The following is a 15,934-nucleotide window of genomic DNA, read 5'->3' as shown; positions in this document are numbered from 1 at the left end:
ATTCGCGTGCGAAGCACGTCCGTTGAGGGCGGTGGCGGGGGCATGGATGGAATTTCCGTCTCAGTCCCAGAGGCTAGGAACCCCTCCTTCGGACGTGTCTCCGTGCTGATCATCTGGCTACGTTCGAGCGCGCAGACAAATCCTGGGAGGGATTCGCAATGCGCTTGAAGACTCGCGCCGGCTTCGCCGGTTTGACCGCGGGCGTCGTCTCGGTGCTGCTCGTGGGCACTGCCGTCGCCGCACCCGCGCCCGGCTCGATCGGCGTCGGTGACCCGTACTACCCGCACGCCGGAAACGGGGGCTACGACGTCGGGCACTACGACCTGCGGCTGACCTACCAGCCCTCGACCGACCTGCTTTCCGGGTCCACGACGATCCTGCTCACCGCGACACAGGACCTTTCGCGGTTCAACCTCGACTTCGGGCTCAAGGTGACGAGTGTCCGGGTCAACAACCGGCCCGCGCAGTTCGCGACGTCGACCGACGGCACCGGCGAGCTGAGCGTCACCCCGGCCGCTCCGCTGAAGAAGGGCCAGACCGCGACCGTCGTCGTGGCCTACGCGGACACGCCGTCGAAGGTGAAGATCGACGGCTTCACCGCCTGGAAGAAGACCCCGGACGGCGCGCTGGCCGTCGACGAGCCGCAGAGCGCGGCCTGGTGGTTCCCGTCCAACGACCACCCGACCGACCTGGCCACCTACGACATCTCCGTCGAGGTGCCGAACGACGTCGCGGCCTTGTCCAACGGCTCGCTCGTGCGCAAGACGGTCCAGCGGCCGGGGTGGACGCGCTGGAACTGGCGCAGCACCAAACCGCAGGCGACGTACCTCACGTCGCTGGAGGTCGGCAAGTTCGAGGTGAACGAGCAGACCACGCCGGACGGCAAGCCGTTCATCACCGCCTACGGCGCGGACCTCGGCGAATCGCTCGGCGCGGCCAAGACCAGCATCGAGCGGACGCCGGAGATCACCGAGGTCCTGGCGTCGAAGTTCGGGCCTTATCCGTTCGAGGCACAGGGCGGCGTCGTCACCACCGGCATCACCTTCGCGCTGGAGAACCAGACCCGGCCGGTGTACGGCGCTAGGGCGTTCCGCTCCGGCTCGAACACCTCGATCGTGGCCCACGAGCAGGCGCACCAGTGGTTCGGCGACAACGTCACGCTCGGCAAGTGGAGCGAAATCTGGCTGAACGAGGGCTTCGCCTCCTACGGCGAGTTCCTGTGGTCGGAGGAGACCGGCGAGGGCACCGCCGACGAACTCGCGCAGTACATCTACGACTCGGCTCCGGCCGACGACCCGTTCTGGCAGGTCCTGCCCGCCGACCCGGGCGCGGAGAACCAGTTCCACGCGGCCGTCTACGACCGCGGCGCCCTCGCGGTGCACGCGTTGCGCAAGGCTGTGGGTGACGACACGTTCTTCCGGATCCTGAAGACCTGGCAGCAGGCGAAGAAGCACAAGTCGGCGGTGATCGGAGAGTTCATCGCGCTGGCGGAGAAGATCTCGGGCAAGCCGCTGTACGACCTGTTCCAGACCTGGCTCTACACCAAGGGCAAGCCCTCGGTGAGTCCTAACGGGACACCGGCGAGCGCTCTTCGGGCGGCCGCGGCTCCGGTCGCGCCCAAGTCCTGGCCGCAGATCAAGGCGACGCACGAATTCCTCGGCGAGCGACACGCCCACTGACGGGTAGCGCTACGCTCGCGGCGTGACGGCCAAAGCGGAGCGGGTGAGGCGCATCGGGTGGTATGCCGCCCTCGTTGTCGCCTCACTCGTCACCGTGCTCGGCGTCTCGCTGCTGTTCGCCGCCTTCCGCAACGACAGCGCGATCGAAGCGGAACTCGGGCAGGCGACCGCGCAGGTCGAATCGGTGACGTTCGACCGCACGATCATCAACTACGCCACTCCCGACGGCATCGTGCACAGCCCGGCCAACGGCGTCCTCTACCCGGCCGGGCTGGCCGCCGGGCAGCTGGTGAACATCGAGTACGACGTCGGCGACCCGGAACTCGCGCGGGTGGCCGGGCGCTCGGCGTCGAACACGCTGCTGCCGCTGGGCAGCATGATCTTCTTCACCTGGCTGGTCGCCGGGCCGCTGCTGTGGTGGATCCGGCGGCTGAACGCCCGCTCGCGCGCCGAGTCGTCCGTCTGATCACGCGAGTCGTCCATCCAGACACGCGTGCCGTCCGTCTGATCACGCGAGTTCGCCGTTTCCGCACGTATGGCTCTTGTGCCTGGACGGACGTCACGCGTGACTAGACGGACGGCACGCGTGATCGGACGGACGTCACGCGTGATCAGAAGGTGAACTCAGCCGACGGACGTCTGCCACCACCCCAGGATCTCGTCGGCCACGCCCGGAGCCGCCACCAGAAGCGCGTCGACGGGCAGTGCCGTGTCTTCGCCGTGCCGGTCCAGCACCACGGCTCCCGCCTCGATGGCCAGCGCGACCGAGCCGGCGACGTCCCATTCGCGGTAGCTGTGCAGCACCGCGGCGGCCGCGTGGCCCAGCGCGACCTGCGCGATCGACAGCGCCGCCGAGCCCAGCACCCGCACTCCGGCGTGCGCGGCGGCGGCGCGTTCGATGAAGTCGCCCATTCCGGGCCAGACGCCCTTGCGGGTGAGTTCGGTGCAGACGATCGCCCCGGCCGTCCCGCAGCGGTCGGTCAGCCGGATCGGTTTGCCGTTGGCGCGGGCGCCGCGGCCGCGGGCGGCGGCGTAGATCTGGGCGCGGTACGGGTCGGCGACGACGCCGACCACCGGTCCCGAAGCGTCGATCAACGCGAGGCTGTACGCGCACCAGGGGACGCCGGCGACGTAGTTCGCGGTGCCGTCGACGGGGTCGACGACCCAGCGGTATTCGGCGACGTCGGCCCCGTGGTCGGCGCCGAATTCACCGCCGACGACGGGGATGCCGGGGAATTCCGCGGTCAGCACGCGGCGGGTGTGGCGTTCGAGGATGCGGTCGGTGTCGGTGACCCAATCGAAGGGTGAGTCCTTCAGATCGGGGTGCGCGCCTCGTCCGGCGGTCGCGGTGATCACGTCGGTCGCGTCGTTGGCCAGCCGCCCGGCCACTTCGAGGGCCCTCGACAGCAACCCGGGCTCGACGGGCTGCGGCGGCCTTGACGACAGGAGGGTCATGCCTGCCTAGTGTGGCCGAAACTGGTTTCCGGAACACGACCATGAGATGACATGTCGTCTGTTCTGTTTTTGTTGGCGTGGGCGTCACAACCGGATGCGACAGTGAGGCCGTGCGAGTCGCGATAGTCACCGAAAGTTTCCTGCCCCAGGTGAACGGCGTGACCAACTCCGTGCTCCGCGTCGTGGAACACCTCCGCGAACGCGCGCACGACGTGCTGATCATCGCCCCGGGACCGGGTCCCGGGGAGTACCTCGGCGCCCCGGTCGTGCGTATTCCCGCCCTCGACTTCCCCGGCGTGAACTCGCTCCCGGTCGGCGTGCCGACCCGGACCGTGCTGACCGCCCTCGCCGATTTCGGGCCGGACGTGGTCCACCTCGCGTCGCCGTTCGTGGTCGGTGCCCGCGGGCTCGCCGCGGCCAGACGGCTGCGTGTGCCGTGTGTCGCGGTGTATCAGACCGACATCGCCGGTTTCGCCGCCGCGTACGGCTTCGGTATCGCGGCCCGCGCGGCCTGGCGCTGGGTGCGCCGCCTGCATTCGCGGGCCGACCGGACGCTCGCGCCGTCGTCGGATTCGGTGGAACAGCTGAAACTGCACGGGATCCCGCGGGTGCACCGCTGGGCGCGCGGCGTCGACATCGACCGGTTCTCGCCGGTGCACGCGAGTCCGGCATTGCGGGCCGAGCTCGCGCCGAACGGTGAGCTGCTGGTCGGTTTCGTCGGCAGGCTGGCGCCCGAAAAAGAGGTCGAACGGCTGACGGCGCTGGCCGGGATCGACGGGATCCGCGTGGTCGTCGTCGGCGACGGCCCGGAACTGCCGATGCTGCGCGAACGCATCCCGGGAGCGGCGTTCCTCGGCGCCCGATACGGCGAAGAGCTTTCCGCCGCGTACGCGAGTCTCGACGTCTTTGTCCACACAGGACCGCACGAGACGTTCTGCCAGGCCATCCAGGAGGCGATGGCCTCCGGGCTGCCGGTGCTCGCGCCGAACGCGGGCGGCCCGAAGGACCTCGTCCTGCCCGGCCGCACCGGCTTCCTGCTGCCCGCCGACCGGGCCGGATTCGCGACGACGCTGGTGGACAAGGTGCACGACCTCCGCGACGACGCGTTGCGCGCCAGGCTGGGGGAGAAGGCACGCAAGGTGGTGCTGGGCCGGACCTGGCCCGCGGTCTGCCGGGAACTGGTCGGCCACTACGAGGCCGTCCAGGGCAAAGTCGCTCGCGCGGCCTGAAGATGCAGCGGCTGGGAACGGTCCGGGCACCAGGCGGGCTCGAATGCATATAGTCCAGCTGGCCAACTTCTACGGGCCGCGCTCGGGCGGATTGCGGACGGCGCTGCACCACCTCGGCGCGGGCTATGTGGCGAGCGGACATCAGGTGACCCTCGTGGTGCCTGGACGGCACTACGCGGACGAGACGTTGCCGTCGGGAGTCCGCCGGTTTTCCCTTCCGGCACCGCAGATCCCGGGTACGGGCGGCTATCGCGCCGTCGACCCGCACCGGGTCCGCGCGGTCCTGAGACGGCTGGAACCGGACAGACTGGAAGTGTCCGACCGGCTCACGCTGCGCGGAATGGGCGTCTGGGCCCAGCGCAACGGCGTGCCCAGCATGGTGATCTCGCATGAGCGGCTCGACAGGCTGTTGGAGCAGTTCCTGATGCCGGAGCCGTTCGCGCGCCGCGTCGCCGACGCCGCGAACCGGCGGATGGCACGGCACTACGACACGGTCGTCTGCACGACGGCGTTCGCCCGCGCGGAATTCGACCGGATCGCCGCGCCGAACGTGCGCCGCGTCCCGCTCGGCGTCGACCTCGCGACGTTCACCCCGGCCCGGCGTGACGACGGGTGGCGGCACACGCTGTCCGGGAACGCCGACGCGCTGATCGTCCACTGTGGACGGTTATCGCCGGAGAAGCACGTCGAGCGCAGCGTGGACACGGTCGCCGAGCTGACCGAGGCCGGGCATCGCGTGCGGCTCGTGATCGCCGGCGACGGCCCTCGCCGCCGGGCGCTGGAACGACGGGCGCGCGGGCTTCCGGTGACCTTCCTCGGCTTCCTCGCCGGTCGCGGCGACGTCGCACGCCTGCTGGCCAGCGCCGACGTCTCCCTCGCGCCCGGACCGCACGAGACGTTCGGGCTGGCCGCGTTGGAGGCGCTCGCTTCCGGGACGCCGGTGGTGGTCTCGGCGTCGTCCGCGCTGCGGGAGATCGTGGGCCCGGGCTGCGGTGCTGCCGTCGACGATCACGCGACGGCGTTCGCGGGCGCCGTCACCGGACTGCTGGACGGTCCGGAGGACGCGAGGCGTGCGGCCGCACGGGCGCGGGCCGAGGAATTCGCCTGGCCGAAGTCGGTTCAGGGAATGCTCTCCGCGCTCGTCTGATTACCCCAAGATCATTTGTATCACTTTTGTACAACCGGCATTCATCGTCCCCTCAGCCATCGAGCGAGAGGACGGCACGTGAGGTTCGAAGTACTGGGGACGTTCACCATCTCTTCCGGTCCGCGGTCGGTCCCGCTGCGCGGACGGATGAGAAGAACACTGCTCGGGGTGCTCCTGGTCCGGGCGAACACTTTCGTTCCGGTGGACGTGCTCACCGAAGCCCTGTGGGAAAGCCGCTGGGAGCCGAGGGCCGTGCCGAAGCTGCACTGGCACGTCCACAAGCTGCGGCAGACCCTGCCCGAGGGCGAACGGCTCGGGTTCGACAACGGCGGCTACCGCCTGGAGGTCCACCCCGGCGAACTCGACGTCGAGACCTTCGAGACGCTGGGCAGCCAGGCCTTGAGGTCCGCGGATCCCGCGCAGCGCGCGTCGCTGATCCGGCAGGCGCTCACGCATTGGCAAGGCGCGCCGTACGAAGGTCTGGACGTCCCGCTGCTCTCGGACGAGACGATGCGGCTTTCGGAGCACCGGCTGGTCCTGCTCGAAGAGCTCTACCAGGCGGAACTCGACCTCGGACGGTATGCGAGCGCGGCCGTCGAACTCGCGGATCTGGTGCGGCGGCATCCGCTGCGGCAGCGTGCCCAGTACCTCCTGATGGACGCTCTCTGGCGGGCCGGGCGCACGTCCGACGCGCTGGCGGCCTACCGGCGCGCTCGCCGGGTCTCGATCGGTCAGCTCGGCCTCGAACCGGGGCCGGAACTGCGGTTCCTGGAGCGGCGGATCCTCTCCGGCGAGGTCGCGGGGGCCGGTGCGCACCGAGCCCCGGCGTTGCTTCACCGGGCCAGGTGACCCTACGGCGCGCCGCTTTGCTCCCGCTTGGCCGACGTGTCTCAGGAGCTCGGGGTTAAAGTTCGAGCATGTCCCGAGCGAGTCTTGACAAGGATCCGCACGAAGTCGCCGCCATGTTCGACGACGTCGCGGACGGCTACGACCGCGCGAATTCGTTCATGACCTTCGGCTTCGACCGCCGCTGGCGCACCACCACCGCACGGGTGCTGGACGCCAAACGCGGCGAGAAGGTGCTGGACCTGGCGGCGGGCACCGGCGTGTCCACCGTCGAGTACGCGCGCAACGGAGCCTGGTGTCTCGCCGCGGACTTCTCGGTCGGCATGCTCAAGGCGGGTAAGCACCGCGGCGTGCCGATGGTCGCCGCCGACGCGTTGAAGCTGCCGTTCGCCGACGGCAGCTTCGACGCGGTCACCATCTCGCTCGCGCTGCGGAACTTCGTCGACACCAAGGCCGCGCTCACCGAGATCGCGCGTGTGGTCAAACCGGGCGGGCGCCTGGTCGTCTGCGAAGTGTCGACGCCCACATTCCCGCCGATCCGGTTCCTGCACCGGAAGTTCATCCTGCGGCTGCTCACCTGGGTCGGCAGCCGGACCTCGACGAACCCCGAGGCGTACTCCTACCTGGCCGAATCCATGCTCGCGTGGCCGGATCAGCGCACGCTCGGCGAGATCATCGCGAGCGCCGGGTGGACCGAGGTGGAGTGGCTGAACCTCACGTTCGGCGTCGTCGCCATCCACCGCGCGAAGAAGCCATCCGTAACTCCGCCTCCCTCCCCGCCGCCACCCTCAACGGACGAGCTTCGCTCGACTGTAGATTCGTAAGCATGACCACCCGTCGCAACGCTGACCACGACGCCGAAGTCATCGTCGTCGGTGCCGGACCGGCCGGCTCCACCGCCGCCACGTACCTCGCCCGCGCGGGCGTCGACGTGCTGCTGCTGGAGAAGACCGAGTTCCCGCGCGAGAAGGTGTGCGGCGACGGCTTGACCCCACGCGGCGTCAAGCAGTTGATCGACCTCGGCATCGACACCAGCGAGGACGCGGGCTGGGTGCACAGCCGCGGTCTGCGCATCCTCACCGGCGAGCTGACGCTCGAACTCGACTGGCCGGACCTGACCAGCTACCCGCCGTACGGCGTTTCGCGTACTCGTCAGGACTTCGACGACCTGCTCGCGAAGACCGCGGTCAAGGCGGGCGCGCGGCTGTACGAGCGCACCACCGTCACCGGTGCGATCACCAGCCCGACAGGCCGCGTGATCGGCGTCGAGGCGAAGGTCGGCCCGGAGAAGACACCGGTGAGCTACCGCGCTCCGCTGGTCTTGGCCTGCGACGGCGTCTCCGCGCGGCTCGCGCTGAGCGTCGGCATCCAGAAGAACGAGAAGCGCCCGATGGGTGTCGCGGTGCGGCAGTACTACAAGAGCCCGCGCCACGACGACCCGTTCATCGAGGGCCACCTGGAGCTGTGGGACCGCTCGGACCCACGCGACCCGAAGCTGCTGCCCGGCTACGGCTGGGCGTTCCCGCTCGGCGACGGCACGGTGAACGTCGGCCTCGGCATGCTGTCGACGTCGGCCGCGTTCCGCAGCACCGACTACCGCGCGCTGCTGCGCCAGTGGCTCGACGGGACGCCCGAGGAATGGGGCTACCGCGAGGAGAACGCCATCGGCAAGGTCGGCGGCGCCGGACTCCCGATGGGCTTCAACCGCACCCCACACTATCGCGACGGCCTGCTGCTCCTCGGCGACGCCGGCGGCATGGTCAGCCCGTTCAACGGCGAGGGCATCTCGGCCGCGATGGAGTCCGCGCAGCTGGCGTCGGAGTTCGTCGTCCAGGCCCTGGCGCGGCGCGAAGGGCCTTCGCGCGAGCGTGCGCTGGAGGGCTACCCGCGCGCTGTCGGGGAGCTGATGGGCGGCTACTACCGGCTCGGCAACGTCTTCGCGAAGCTGATCGGGAAGCCGAAGATCATGCACGCCGCGACGAAGTACGGGCTGCGGATCAACTCGATCCTTCCGCTGGTCTACAAGGGACTCTCGGGCTGCTACGACGCCAAGGGCGGGGACGGCGTCGACCGCCTCATCGCCGCGCTGGCGCGAGCCACCCCCACGCCTCGCTGACCCGTCGGCGCAAGTAGTCACCTACTTGCGACTGCTCTCTCCCGGACGAGGGGTTGCGAAAGCCACTTTCGCAACGTTGAGGGTTGCGAAAGTGGCTTTCGCAACATCCCGCGGGGCCATCGACGGCAGGCACCGACTCACCCACACTCAAGCGTGTGAAGGCCTCTTTCCCTCGGCTCAGCCGAAGGAAAGAGGCCTTCACACGCTTGGAGACGGCCGCGATCAGGCGACTGATGGCGCTGGTCTCCACACGTCTGGACCAGCGCTGGAGCACCCTCCACAGTGGTATCGGTCACAGGACACAACCGGTCAAAACCCTCATCGCAGTCGATCTTGGGAACGACGTCGCAGGTCACCGGTACCGCACGGAGGAAGTAACCGTACTGGCCGTGCGGTCAAGTTAGGGCAGCCTTATAGCACGGGGCCTAGGGACAAGAATGTGAGTCACGTCCTACACTCGGGCCATGCTTTGTGAATCGCTTCACATCCTCGACGGGAGGCTTGTGAACTATTTCACAAGCAAGGGGGTCGTCATGCACGGCCCGTAAGGGTTGCCTAACCCTCGGCGGTGTGACCCAGGTGACTTAGGGTGCCGACCAGGGAAGCGGTGAACCCCGACTCGAAAACCGCAGCGGCGCGGAAAGGATGGCGAAAACCCCGTGCTGATGTTGCCCGTGCTGACCCAGGCCGGCACCCCTTCGGTGCCCAACCTGGATATGTACCTCCCCTTGGTCCTGCTGTTCGTCCTCGCTCTCGGATTCGCGGTGCTGTCGGTGCTGCTCGGCCCGCTGGTCGGCCCGAGCCGGGCCAACAAGGCGAAGCTCGCGGCCTACGAATGCGGTATCGAACCGTCGCCGCAGCCGGTCGTCGGCGGCGGCCGGATGCCGGTCGCGTACTACATCACCGCGATGCTGTTCATCCTGTTCGACATCGAGATGGTCTTCCTCTACCCGTTCGCGGTCTCCGCGGACGCGCTGGGCATGTTCGGCCTGGTGGAGATCGTGCTGTTCATCGCGACGGTCGGTTTCGCGTACGCCTACGTGTGGCGTCGCGGCGGCCTGGATTGGAACTAGAGAAGCATGGGCCTCGAAGAAAAACTCCCCAACGGCATCCTTCTCGCGAGTCTTGAGGGCCTGGTCAACTGGGCGCGCAAGAACTCGATGTGGCCTGCCACCTTCGGTCTCGCGTGCTGCGCGATCGAGATGATGACCGTCGGCGGTTCCCGTTACGACATCGCGCGATTCGGCATGGAGCGCTTCAGCGCGACGCCGCGCCAGGCGGATCTGATGATCGTCGCCGGCCGTGTCACGCAGAAGATGGCGCCGGTGCTCCGCCAGATCTACGACCAGATGGCCGAGCCCAAGTGGGTGCTGGCGATGGGCGTCTGCGCCTCCTCCGGCGGGATGTTCAACAACTACGCCGTGGTGCAGGGTGTCGACCACATCGTCCCGGTCGACATGTACCTCCCCGGTTGCCCGCCGCGCCCGGAAATGCTGCTCGACGCGATCCTGAAGCTGCACGCCAAGATCCAGGACGAGCCGATCAACGCCCGCCGGGCCGCGATCCGCGCCGCCAGCGGTGAGCGCACCGAGCTGATCGCCTCCTCGATCAAGTACGCGAAGAAGTGAGCGACGTGCCTGAAGAGACCCCAGAAACCCCGGAAACCGGCGGCGAGCAGTCCAGCGCCGACCGGCCCGAAGGCGGCCTCGAGCCGCAGGGCGTCCGCCCGGCCGAGCCGGTCGTCACCGGTAAAGAGCGCCAGGGCATGTTCGGCGTGCACGGCACCGGTGACACCTCCGGCTACGGCGGTGTCCGGCTCCCGGCGTACAGCCCGCCTCCGGCGGAGCGCCCGTACGGCGGCTGGTTCGACGAGTTCGCCGACGAGTTCTACGCGGCCTTGGCGGACAACAAGGTTCCGGCGAACGCGATCCTGCAGACGACGGTCGACCGCGGCGAGATCACCTTCTACGTCGCCCGCGAGCACCTCGTCGAGATCGCGCGGACCCTGCGCGACGACGAAGGTCTCCGGTTCGAGCTGCTCAGCTCGCTGTCCGGCGTGGACTACGGCGTCGACGTCCCGCAGCGGCTGCACTCGGTCTACCACTTCACGTCGATGACCTACCGCCGCCGGATCCGCATCGAGGTCACCCTCGACATCGAGGACCCGCACGTCCCGTCGCTGGTCGGGCTCTACCCGACGGCCGACTGGCAGGAGCGGGAAGCCTGGGACATGTTCGGCATCGTCTACGACGGTCACCCGGCACTGACCCGCATCCTCATGCCGGACGACTGGGACGGCCACCCCCAGCGCAAGGACTACCCGCTCGGCGGGATCCCGGTCGAATACAAGGGCGCGGAGATCCCGCCGCCGGATCAGCGGAGGTCTTACTCGTGAGCATTCACGAAGAAGCAACCGAAGTCCCCGAAGCCGATTCCCGGGACACCACCGAAGGCCGCGTCTACTCCGTTTCCGGCGGTGACTGGGAAGACGTCATCGAGGACTCGCGCCACGACGAGCGCATGGTCATCAACATGGGCCCGCAGCACCCGTCGACGCACGGCGTGCTCCGGCTCGTGCTGGAGATGGAGGGCGAGACCGTCACCCAGCTCCGCTCGGTCATCGGCTACCTGCACACCGGGATCGAGAAGAACTGCGAGTACCGCACGTGGACCCAGGGCGTCACGTTCGTGACGCGCATGGACTACCTCGCGCCGCTCTCCACGGAACTGGCGTACTGCCTCGCGGTCGAGAAGCTGCTCGGCATCCAGGCCCCGCGCCGCGCCGAACTGCTGCGCGTGATGCTGCTGGAGATCAACCGCATCGGCTCGCATCTGGTCTACATCGCCACCGGCGGGATGGAACTCGGTGCCACCACGGCGATGACGCTCGGGTTCCGTGAGCGCGAAGAGGTCCTGCACCTGCTGGAGCACCTCACCGGTCTCCGGATGAACCACGCGTTCATCCGCCCCGGCGGTCTCGCGCAGGACATGCCCGCCGACTACCACGAGGTGGTCAGCGCGTTCGTCAAGACGATGGACGAGCGGCTTCCCTTGTACGACAAGCTCTTCACCGGTCAGCCGATCTGGCGCAACCGGCTCAAGGGCGTCGGCTACCTGCCGGTGGACGCCTGCCTCGCGCTCGGGGTCACCGGTCCGGTGCTGCGCAGTGCCGGTCTCCCGTGGGACCTGCGCAAGACGGAGCCGTACTCCCGCTACGACGAGTTCGAGTTCGACATCCCGACCTCGACCGACGCGGACTGCTGGGCGCGGTACCTGATCCGCGTCGAGGAGATGCACCAGAGCCTGCGGATCATCAAGCAGTGCCTGAAGAAGCTCGAACCGGGCCCGGTCATGGTCGAGGACAAGAAGGTCGCCTGGCCGGCGCAGCTCTCGATCGGCAGCGACGGCATGGGCAACTCGCTCGAGCACGTCCGCAAGATCATGGGCCAGTCGATGGAATCGCTGATCCACCACTTCAAGCTGGTCACCGAGGGCTTCAAGGTCCCGGCGGGTCAGGCCTACTCGACGGTGGAATCGCCGCGCGGCGAGCTCGGCGCGCACCTCGTGTCCGACGGCGGCACCAGGCCGCTGCGGGTCCACGTGCGCGAACCGAGTTTCATCAACCTGCAGTCGATGCCCGCGATGGCCGAAGGCGGCCTGGTGGCGGACGTCATCGCCGCCATCGCTTCGATCGACCCCGTCATGGGGGGAGTGGACCGTTGAGCAACCAGCCCGAAAAGACGCCGACGCCCGAACCGGGCACCCGTCAGGCGGAGCAGACCCACGCCGCCGCCGGTGGTGACGTCGACGTCATCGCGATCTCGCCGGATCCCGCCCTCGCGGAAGGGATCCTTGAGAACGCGAAGCCCGAAGACATCTTCGACGCCGACATCCACGCCAAGGCGCAGAACCTGATCTCGCGCTACCCGCAGTCGCGCTCGGCGCTGCTGCCGCTGCTGCACCTCGTGCAGTCGGTGCAGGGTTACGTGAGCCAGGAGGGCATCTCCTTCTGCGCTTCGCAGCTGGACCTGTCCGACGCCGAGGTCAGCGCGGTCGCGACGTTCTACACCATGTACAAGCGCCGCCCGTGCGGCGAGCACCTGGTGAGCGTCTGCACCAACACGCTGTGCGCGGCCATGGGCGGCGACGCGATCTACAAGAAGCTCCAGACGCATCTCGGTTCCGACGAGAAGCCGTTGGGACACAACGAGACCGCGGGGACGCCGAACGAGCCGGGCTCGATCACCCTCGAACACGCCGAATGTCTCGCGGCCTGCGACCTCGCCCCGGTGATCCAGGTCAACTACGAGTTCTTCGACAACCAGACCGAGGACAAGGCCGTCGCGCTGGTCGACGCGTTGCAGGCGGGCAAGAAGCCGGCTCCGACGCGTGGCGCGCCGCTGACGAACTTCAAGGGTGCCGAACTGCAGCTCGCCGGGTTCTTCCCGGAGGACGCGCAGCAGTACCGCACGGACGTCGATGGTCCTTCGCAGGCCGTCGAAACCCTGCGGGGAGCGCAGGTCGCGCAAGACCGCGGCTGGACCGCGCCCGCGCTGAAGGACGTCCCACTGCCTGCTGTGCCCTCTAAAACAGGGGAGAAGAAGTAATGGCAGACCCCATCACTCCGGTCCTCACGAAGCGCTGGCTTTCGCCCAACTCCTGGACGATCCAGTCCTACGAGGCCCTTGAGGGCTACACCGCGATCCGCAAGGCGCTCAAGGGCACTCCCGAGCAGATCGTCCAGCTGGTCAAGGATTCCGGCCTCCGCGGCCGGGGCGGCGCGGGCTTCCCAGCGGGCATCAAGTGGTCCTTCATGCCCCCGAACGAGGACAAGCCGCACTACCTCGTCATCAACGCCGACGAGGGCGAGCCGGGTACCTGCAAGGACATCCCGCTGATGATGGCGGACCCGCACTCGCTCATCGAGGGTTGCATCATCGCCTCGTACGCGATGCGGTCCCACCACTGCTTCATCTACGTCCGCGGCGAGGCGCTGCACTGCATCCGCCGTCTCAACGCGGCCGTGCGCGAGGCCTACGAAGCGGGTTACCTCGGCAAGAACATCCTCGACTCCGGATTCGACCTCGACATCACCGTGCACGCGGGCGCCGGGGCGTACATCTGTGGCGAGGAGACGGCGCTGCTGGACTCGCTGGAAGGCCGTCGCGGCCAGCCGCGGCTCAAGCCGCCGTTCCCGGCCGCCGCGGGTCTCTACGCCGCGCCGACCACGGTCAACAACGTCGAGACCATCGCCAGCGCGCCGTACATCATCAACGGTGGCTCGGACTGGTTCCGCCAGATGGGCCGCGAGAAGTCGCCCGGCCCGAAGATCTACTCGATCTCCGGTCACGTCGAGAAGCCCGGCCAGTACGAGTGCCCGCTCGGCACCACGCTGCGCGAGCTGCTCGACATGGCGGGCGGCATGAAGGACGGCGTCCCGCTGAAGTTCTGGACGCCGGGTGGTTCTTCCACGCCGATGTTCACCAAGGAACACCTCGATGTCCCGCTGGACTTCGAAGGCGCGGCGGAAGCCGGGTCGATGCTGGGCACGACGGCCGTGCAGGTCTTCAACGAGACCGTTTCCGTGCCGTGGGCCGTGATGAAGTGGACGCAGTTCTACGAGCACGAGTCCTGCGGCAAGTGCACGCCGTGCCGCGAGGGCACCTACTGGCTGGCGCAGATCCTGGAGCGCATGGTCGAGGGCAACGGCACCGAAGAGGACATCGACACCCTCCTCGACGTCTGCGACAACATCCTCGGCCGCTCGTTCTGCGCCCTCGGTGACGGCGCGGTCTCGCCGATCCAGAGCGGGATCAAGTACTTCCGGGATGAATTCCTGGCGCTGTGTGAAAAGAACAAGGCTCCGAAGCAGGAGCAGGAACTGGTGGGGGCGCAGGCATGACGATCGCACCCGACAAGCCCGGGACGTCCACTGAGGACACTCCGGTTCCCGAGGGCCACGTCAAGCTGGTCATCGACGGTGAAACGGTCATCGCGCCCAAGGGCGAGCTGCTGATCCGCACCGCCGAACGGCTCGGCACGGTCATCCCGCGCTTCTGCGACCACCCGCTGCTCGACCCGGCAGGCGCCTGTCGCCAGTGCCTCGTCGAGGTCGAAATGGGCGGCCGTCCGATGCCGAAGCCGCAGGCCTCGTGCACCATGACGGTCGCCGACGGCATGGTCGTGAAGACCCAGCTGACCTCGGCCGTCGCGGACAAGGCCCAGCAGGGTGTGATGGAGCTGCTGCTCATCAACCACCCGCTGGACTGCCCGATCTGCGACAAGGGCGGCGAGTGCCCGCTGCAGAACCAGGCGCTCGCGCACGGCCGCGCGGAGTCCCGCTTCGTCGACACGAAGCGGACGTTCGCGAAGCCGCTGCCGATCTCCTCGCAGGTGCTGCTGGACCGGGAGCGCTGCGTGCTCTGCCAGCGCTGCACCCGGTTCTCCCGTGAGATCGCCGGCGACCCGTTCATCGAACTGCTCGAACGCGGCGCCCACCAGCAGATCGGCACCGCCGAGACGGCCGACGTGCTGGACATGGCCTCCCGGACGACCTCCGGTGACCCGTTCCAGTCGTACTTCTCCGGCAACGTCATCCAGATCTGCCCGGTCGGCGCGCTGACGTCGGCCGCGTACCGGTTCCGCTCGCGGCCGTTCGACCTGGTGTCCTCGCCGAGCGTGTGCGAGCACTGCTCGTCCGGCTGCGCCGAGCGGACGGACTTCCGCCGCGGCAAGGTCATGCGCAAGCTCGCGGGCGACGACCCCGAGGTCAACGAAGAGTGGATCTGCGACAAGGGCCGGTTCGGCTTCCGCTACGCCTCCGCCGACGACCGCATCCGCCGTCCGCTGGTCCGCAACGCCGACGGCGTCCTGGAAGAGGCTTCCTGGACCGACGCGCTGCGTGCGGCCGCCGCCGGACTGGCCGCGGCGCGTGACGGCAAGGGCGCAGCGGTGCTCACCGGTGGCCGGCTGACCGTCGAGGACGCCTACGCGTACTCGAAGTTCGCGCGGATCGCCTTGGGCACCAACGACATCGACTTCCGGTCCCGCCCGCATTCGGCCGAGGAACTGAGCTTCCTCGCGTCGCACGTGGTCGGGACGACGCCGGAAAGCGGCGTCACCTTCGGCGAGATCGAGCGGGCGCGCACCGTGCTGTGCGTGGCGTTCGAGCCGGAGGACGAGGCGCCGATCGTGTTCCTGCGGCTGCGCAAGGCGGCCCGCAAGAACCGCACCCGCGTCGTCCACTTGGGACAGTGGACCACCTCCTCGGTCCGCAAGACCTTCGGTGAGCTGCTGGCCTGCGCGCCGGGCAGCGAAGCCGCGGCGATCGACGGCATCGCGCAGCACGCGCAGGACGTCGACGCGGCACTGACGGCCGAAGGGTCCGTGATCCTCGTCGGCGAGCGTGCCGCCGAGGTCCCCGGCCTGTTCTCGGCCCTGCACCGGTTGGTGGAGCGCACCG

At 68.6% G+C, this 15,934-nt stretch carries 15 protein-coding genes; 14 read left to right on the top strand and 1 reads right to left on the bottom strand.

What is annotated here, in order from left to right:
• Positions 1-158 precede the first annotated feature (158 nt).
• Together H5J31_RS25060 and H5J31_RS25055 are read left to right on the top strand one after the other, a co-directional pair.
• Entirely contained in the window at positions 159-1,679 is a 1,521-nt protein-coding gene (locus H5J31_RS25060) for a M1 family metallopeptidase (RefSeq protein ID WP_181775088.1), read from the top strand.
• Between the two features lie 22 nt (positions 1,680-1,701).
• A complete protein-coding gene (locus tag H5J31_RS25055; RefSeq protein ID WP_181775087.1) occupies positions 1,702-2,145 on the top strand; it encodes a DUF3592 domain-containing protein in 444 nt (147 codons plus the stop codon).
• A 158-nt stretch (positions 2,146-2,303) separates the two neighbouring features.
• On the opposite strand, the gene H5J31_RS25050 is transcribed toward H5J31_RS25055, so the two are convergent.
• Positions 2,304-3,134 carry an inositol monophosphatase family protein gene (locus tag H5J31_RS25050; RefSeq protein WP_181775086.1) on the bottom strand — a complete coding sequence of 277 codons (831 nt, stop codon included), beginning with the start codon at positions 3,132-3,134 and terminating at the stop codon, positions 2,304-2,306.
• 110 nt (positions 3,135-3,244) lie between these two features.
• On the opposite strand from H5J31_RS25050, the gene H5J31_RS25045 reads away from it, so the two are divergent.
• The 12 genes from H5J31_RS25045 to H5J31_RS24990 all read left to right on the top strand — a co-directional run.
• Positions 3,245-4,363, top strand: coding sequence for a glycosyltransferase family 4 protein (locus H5J31_RS25045; RefSeq protein ID WP_181775085.1), 1,119 nt, complete (start codon positions 3,245-3,247; stop codon positions 4,361-4,363).
• Between the two features lie 43 nt (positions 4,364-4,406).
• Entirely contained in the window at positions 4,407-5,510 is a 1,104-nt protein-coding gene (locus H5J31_RS25040; protein ID WP_181775084.1) for a glycosyltransferase family 4 protein, read from the top strand.
• A 78-nt stretch (positions 5,511-5,588) separates the two neighbouring features.
• The gene (locus H5J31_RS25035; protein WP_181775083.1) at positions 5,589-6,359 is read left to right on the top strand and encodes an AfsR/SARP family transcriptional regulator; all 771 of its coding nucleotides are present in this window, start codon (positions 5,589-5,591) and stop codon (positions 6,357-6,359) included.
• A gap of 68 nt (positions 6,360-6,427) precedes the next feature.
• Positions 6,428-7,180 (top strand): demethylmenaquinone methyltransferase, encoded by a 753-nt coding sequence (locus tag H5J31_RS25030; protein WP_236005375.1) that lies wholly within the window; start codon positions 6,428-6,430, stop codon positions 7,178-7,180.
• A 2-nt stretch (positions 7,181-7,182) separates the two neighbouring features.
• Positions 7,183-8,472 (top strand): geranylgeranyl reductase family protein, encoded by a 1,290-nt coding sequence (locus tag H5J31_RS25025; RefSeq protein WP_181775082.1) that lies wholly within the window; start codon positions 7,183-7,185, stop codon positions 8,470-8,472.
• 665 nt (positions 8,473-9,137) lie between these two features.
• Positions 9,138-9,545, top strand: a complete 408-nt coding sequence (locus H5J31_RS25020) for an NADH-quinone oxidoreductase subunit A (protein WP_181775128.1) — start codon at positions 9,138-9,140, stop codon at positions 9,543-9,545.
• Between the two features lie 6 nt (positions 9,546-9,551).
• Complete coding sequence (locus H5J31_RS25015; protein ID WP_005151847.1) at positions 9,552-10,100, top strand: NuoB/complex I 20 kDa subunit family protein; 549 nt, start codon at positions 9,552-9,554, stop codon at positions 10,098-10,100.
• Positions 10,101-10,105: 5 nt separating this feature from the next.
• A complete protein-coding gene (locus H5J31_RS25010) occupies positions 10,106-10,867 on the top strand; it encodes an NADH-quinone oxidoreductase subunit C (RefSeq protein ID WP_181775081.1) in 762 nt (253 codons plus the stop codon).
• The gene (locus H5J31_RS25005; protein ID WP_181775080.1) at positions 10,864-12,195 is read left to right on the top strand and encodes an NADH-quinone oxidoreductase subunit D; all 1,332 of its coding nucleotides are present in this window, start codon (positions 10,864-10,866) and stop codon (positions 12,193-12,195) included. Before H5J31_RS25010 ends, H5J31_RS25005 begins: the two co-directional genes overlap by 4 nt.
• Complete coding sequence (gene nuoE / locus H5J31_RS25000; RefSeq protein ID WP_181775079.1) at positions 12,192-13,079, top strand: NADH-quinone oxidoreductase subunit NuoE; 888 nt, start codon at positions 12,192-12,194, stop codon at positions 13,077-13,079. The genes H5J31_RS25005 and nuoE overlap by 4 nt, the downstream gene beginning before the upstream one ends.
• Entirely contained in the window at positions 13,079-14,374 is a 1,296-nt protein-coding gene (gene nuoF / locus H5J31_RS24995) for an NADH-quinone oxidoreductase subunit NuoF (protein WP_181775078.1), read from the top strand. The genes nuoE and nuoF overlap by 1 nt, the downstream gene beginning before the upstream one ends.
• On the top strand, positions 14,371-15,934 hold a 1,564-nt coding region (locus H5J31_RS24990), incomplete at its 3' end, for an NADH-quinone oxidoreductase subunit G (RefSeq protein ID WP_181775077.1). The genes nuoF and H5J31_RS24990, both read left to right, overlap by 4 nt.

It is taken from the genome of Amycolatopsis pittospori (assembly GCF_013870525.1).
Lineage (GTDB): Bacteria > Actinomycetota > Actinomycetes > Mycobacteriales > Pseudonocardiaceae > Amycolatopsis > Amycolatopsis pittospori.
This window is presented reverse-complemented; position numbering and strand designations above follow the sequence as displayed.

What these genes read in the sequence shown, in the direction of transcription:
- H5J31_RS25060 (WP_181775088.1), top strand. Translation starts at nt 159, where the DNA reads ATGCGCTTGAAGACTCGCGCCGGCTTCGCCGGTTTGACCGCGGGCGTC.
- H5J31_RS25050 (WP_181775086.1), bottom strand. Translation starts at nt 3,134, where the DNA reads ATGACCCTCCTGTCGTCAAGGCCGCCGCAGCCCGTCGAGCCCGGGTTG.
- H5J31_RS25040 (WP_181775084.1), top strand. Translation starts at nt 4,407, where the DNA reads ATGCATATAGTCCAGCTGGCCAACTTCTACGGGCCGCGCTCGGGCGGA.
- H5J31_RS25030 (WP_236005375.1), top strand. Translation starts at nt 6,428, where the DNA reads ATGTCCCGAGCGAGTCTTGACAAGGATCCGCACGAAGTCGCCGCCATG.
- H5J31_RS25025 (WP_181775082.1), top strand. Translation starts at nt 7,183, where the DNA reads ATGACCACCCGTCGCAACGCTGACCACGACGCCGAAGTCATCGTCGTC.
- H5J31_RS25020 (WP_181775128.1), top strand. Translation starts at nt 9,138, where the DNA reads ATGTTGCCCGTGCTGACCCAGGCCGGCACCCCTTCGGTGCCCAACCTG.
- H5J31_RS25015 (WP_005151847.1), top strand. Translation starts at nt 9,552, where the DNA reads ATGGGCCTCGAAGAAAAACTCCCCAACGGCATCCTTCTCGCGAGTCTT.
- nuoF (WP_181775078.1), top strand. Translation starts at nt 13,079, where the DNA reads ATGGCAGACCCCATCACTCCGGTCCTCACGAAGCGCTGGCTTTCGCCC.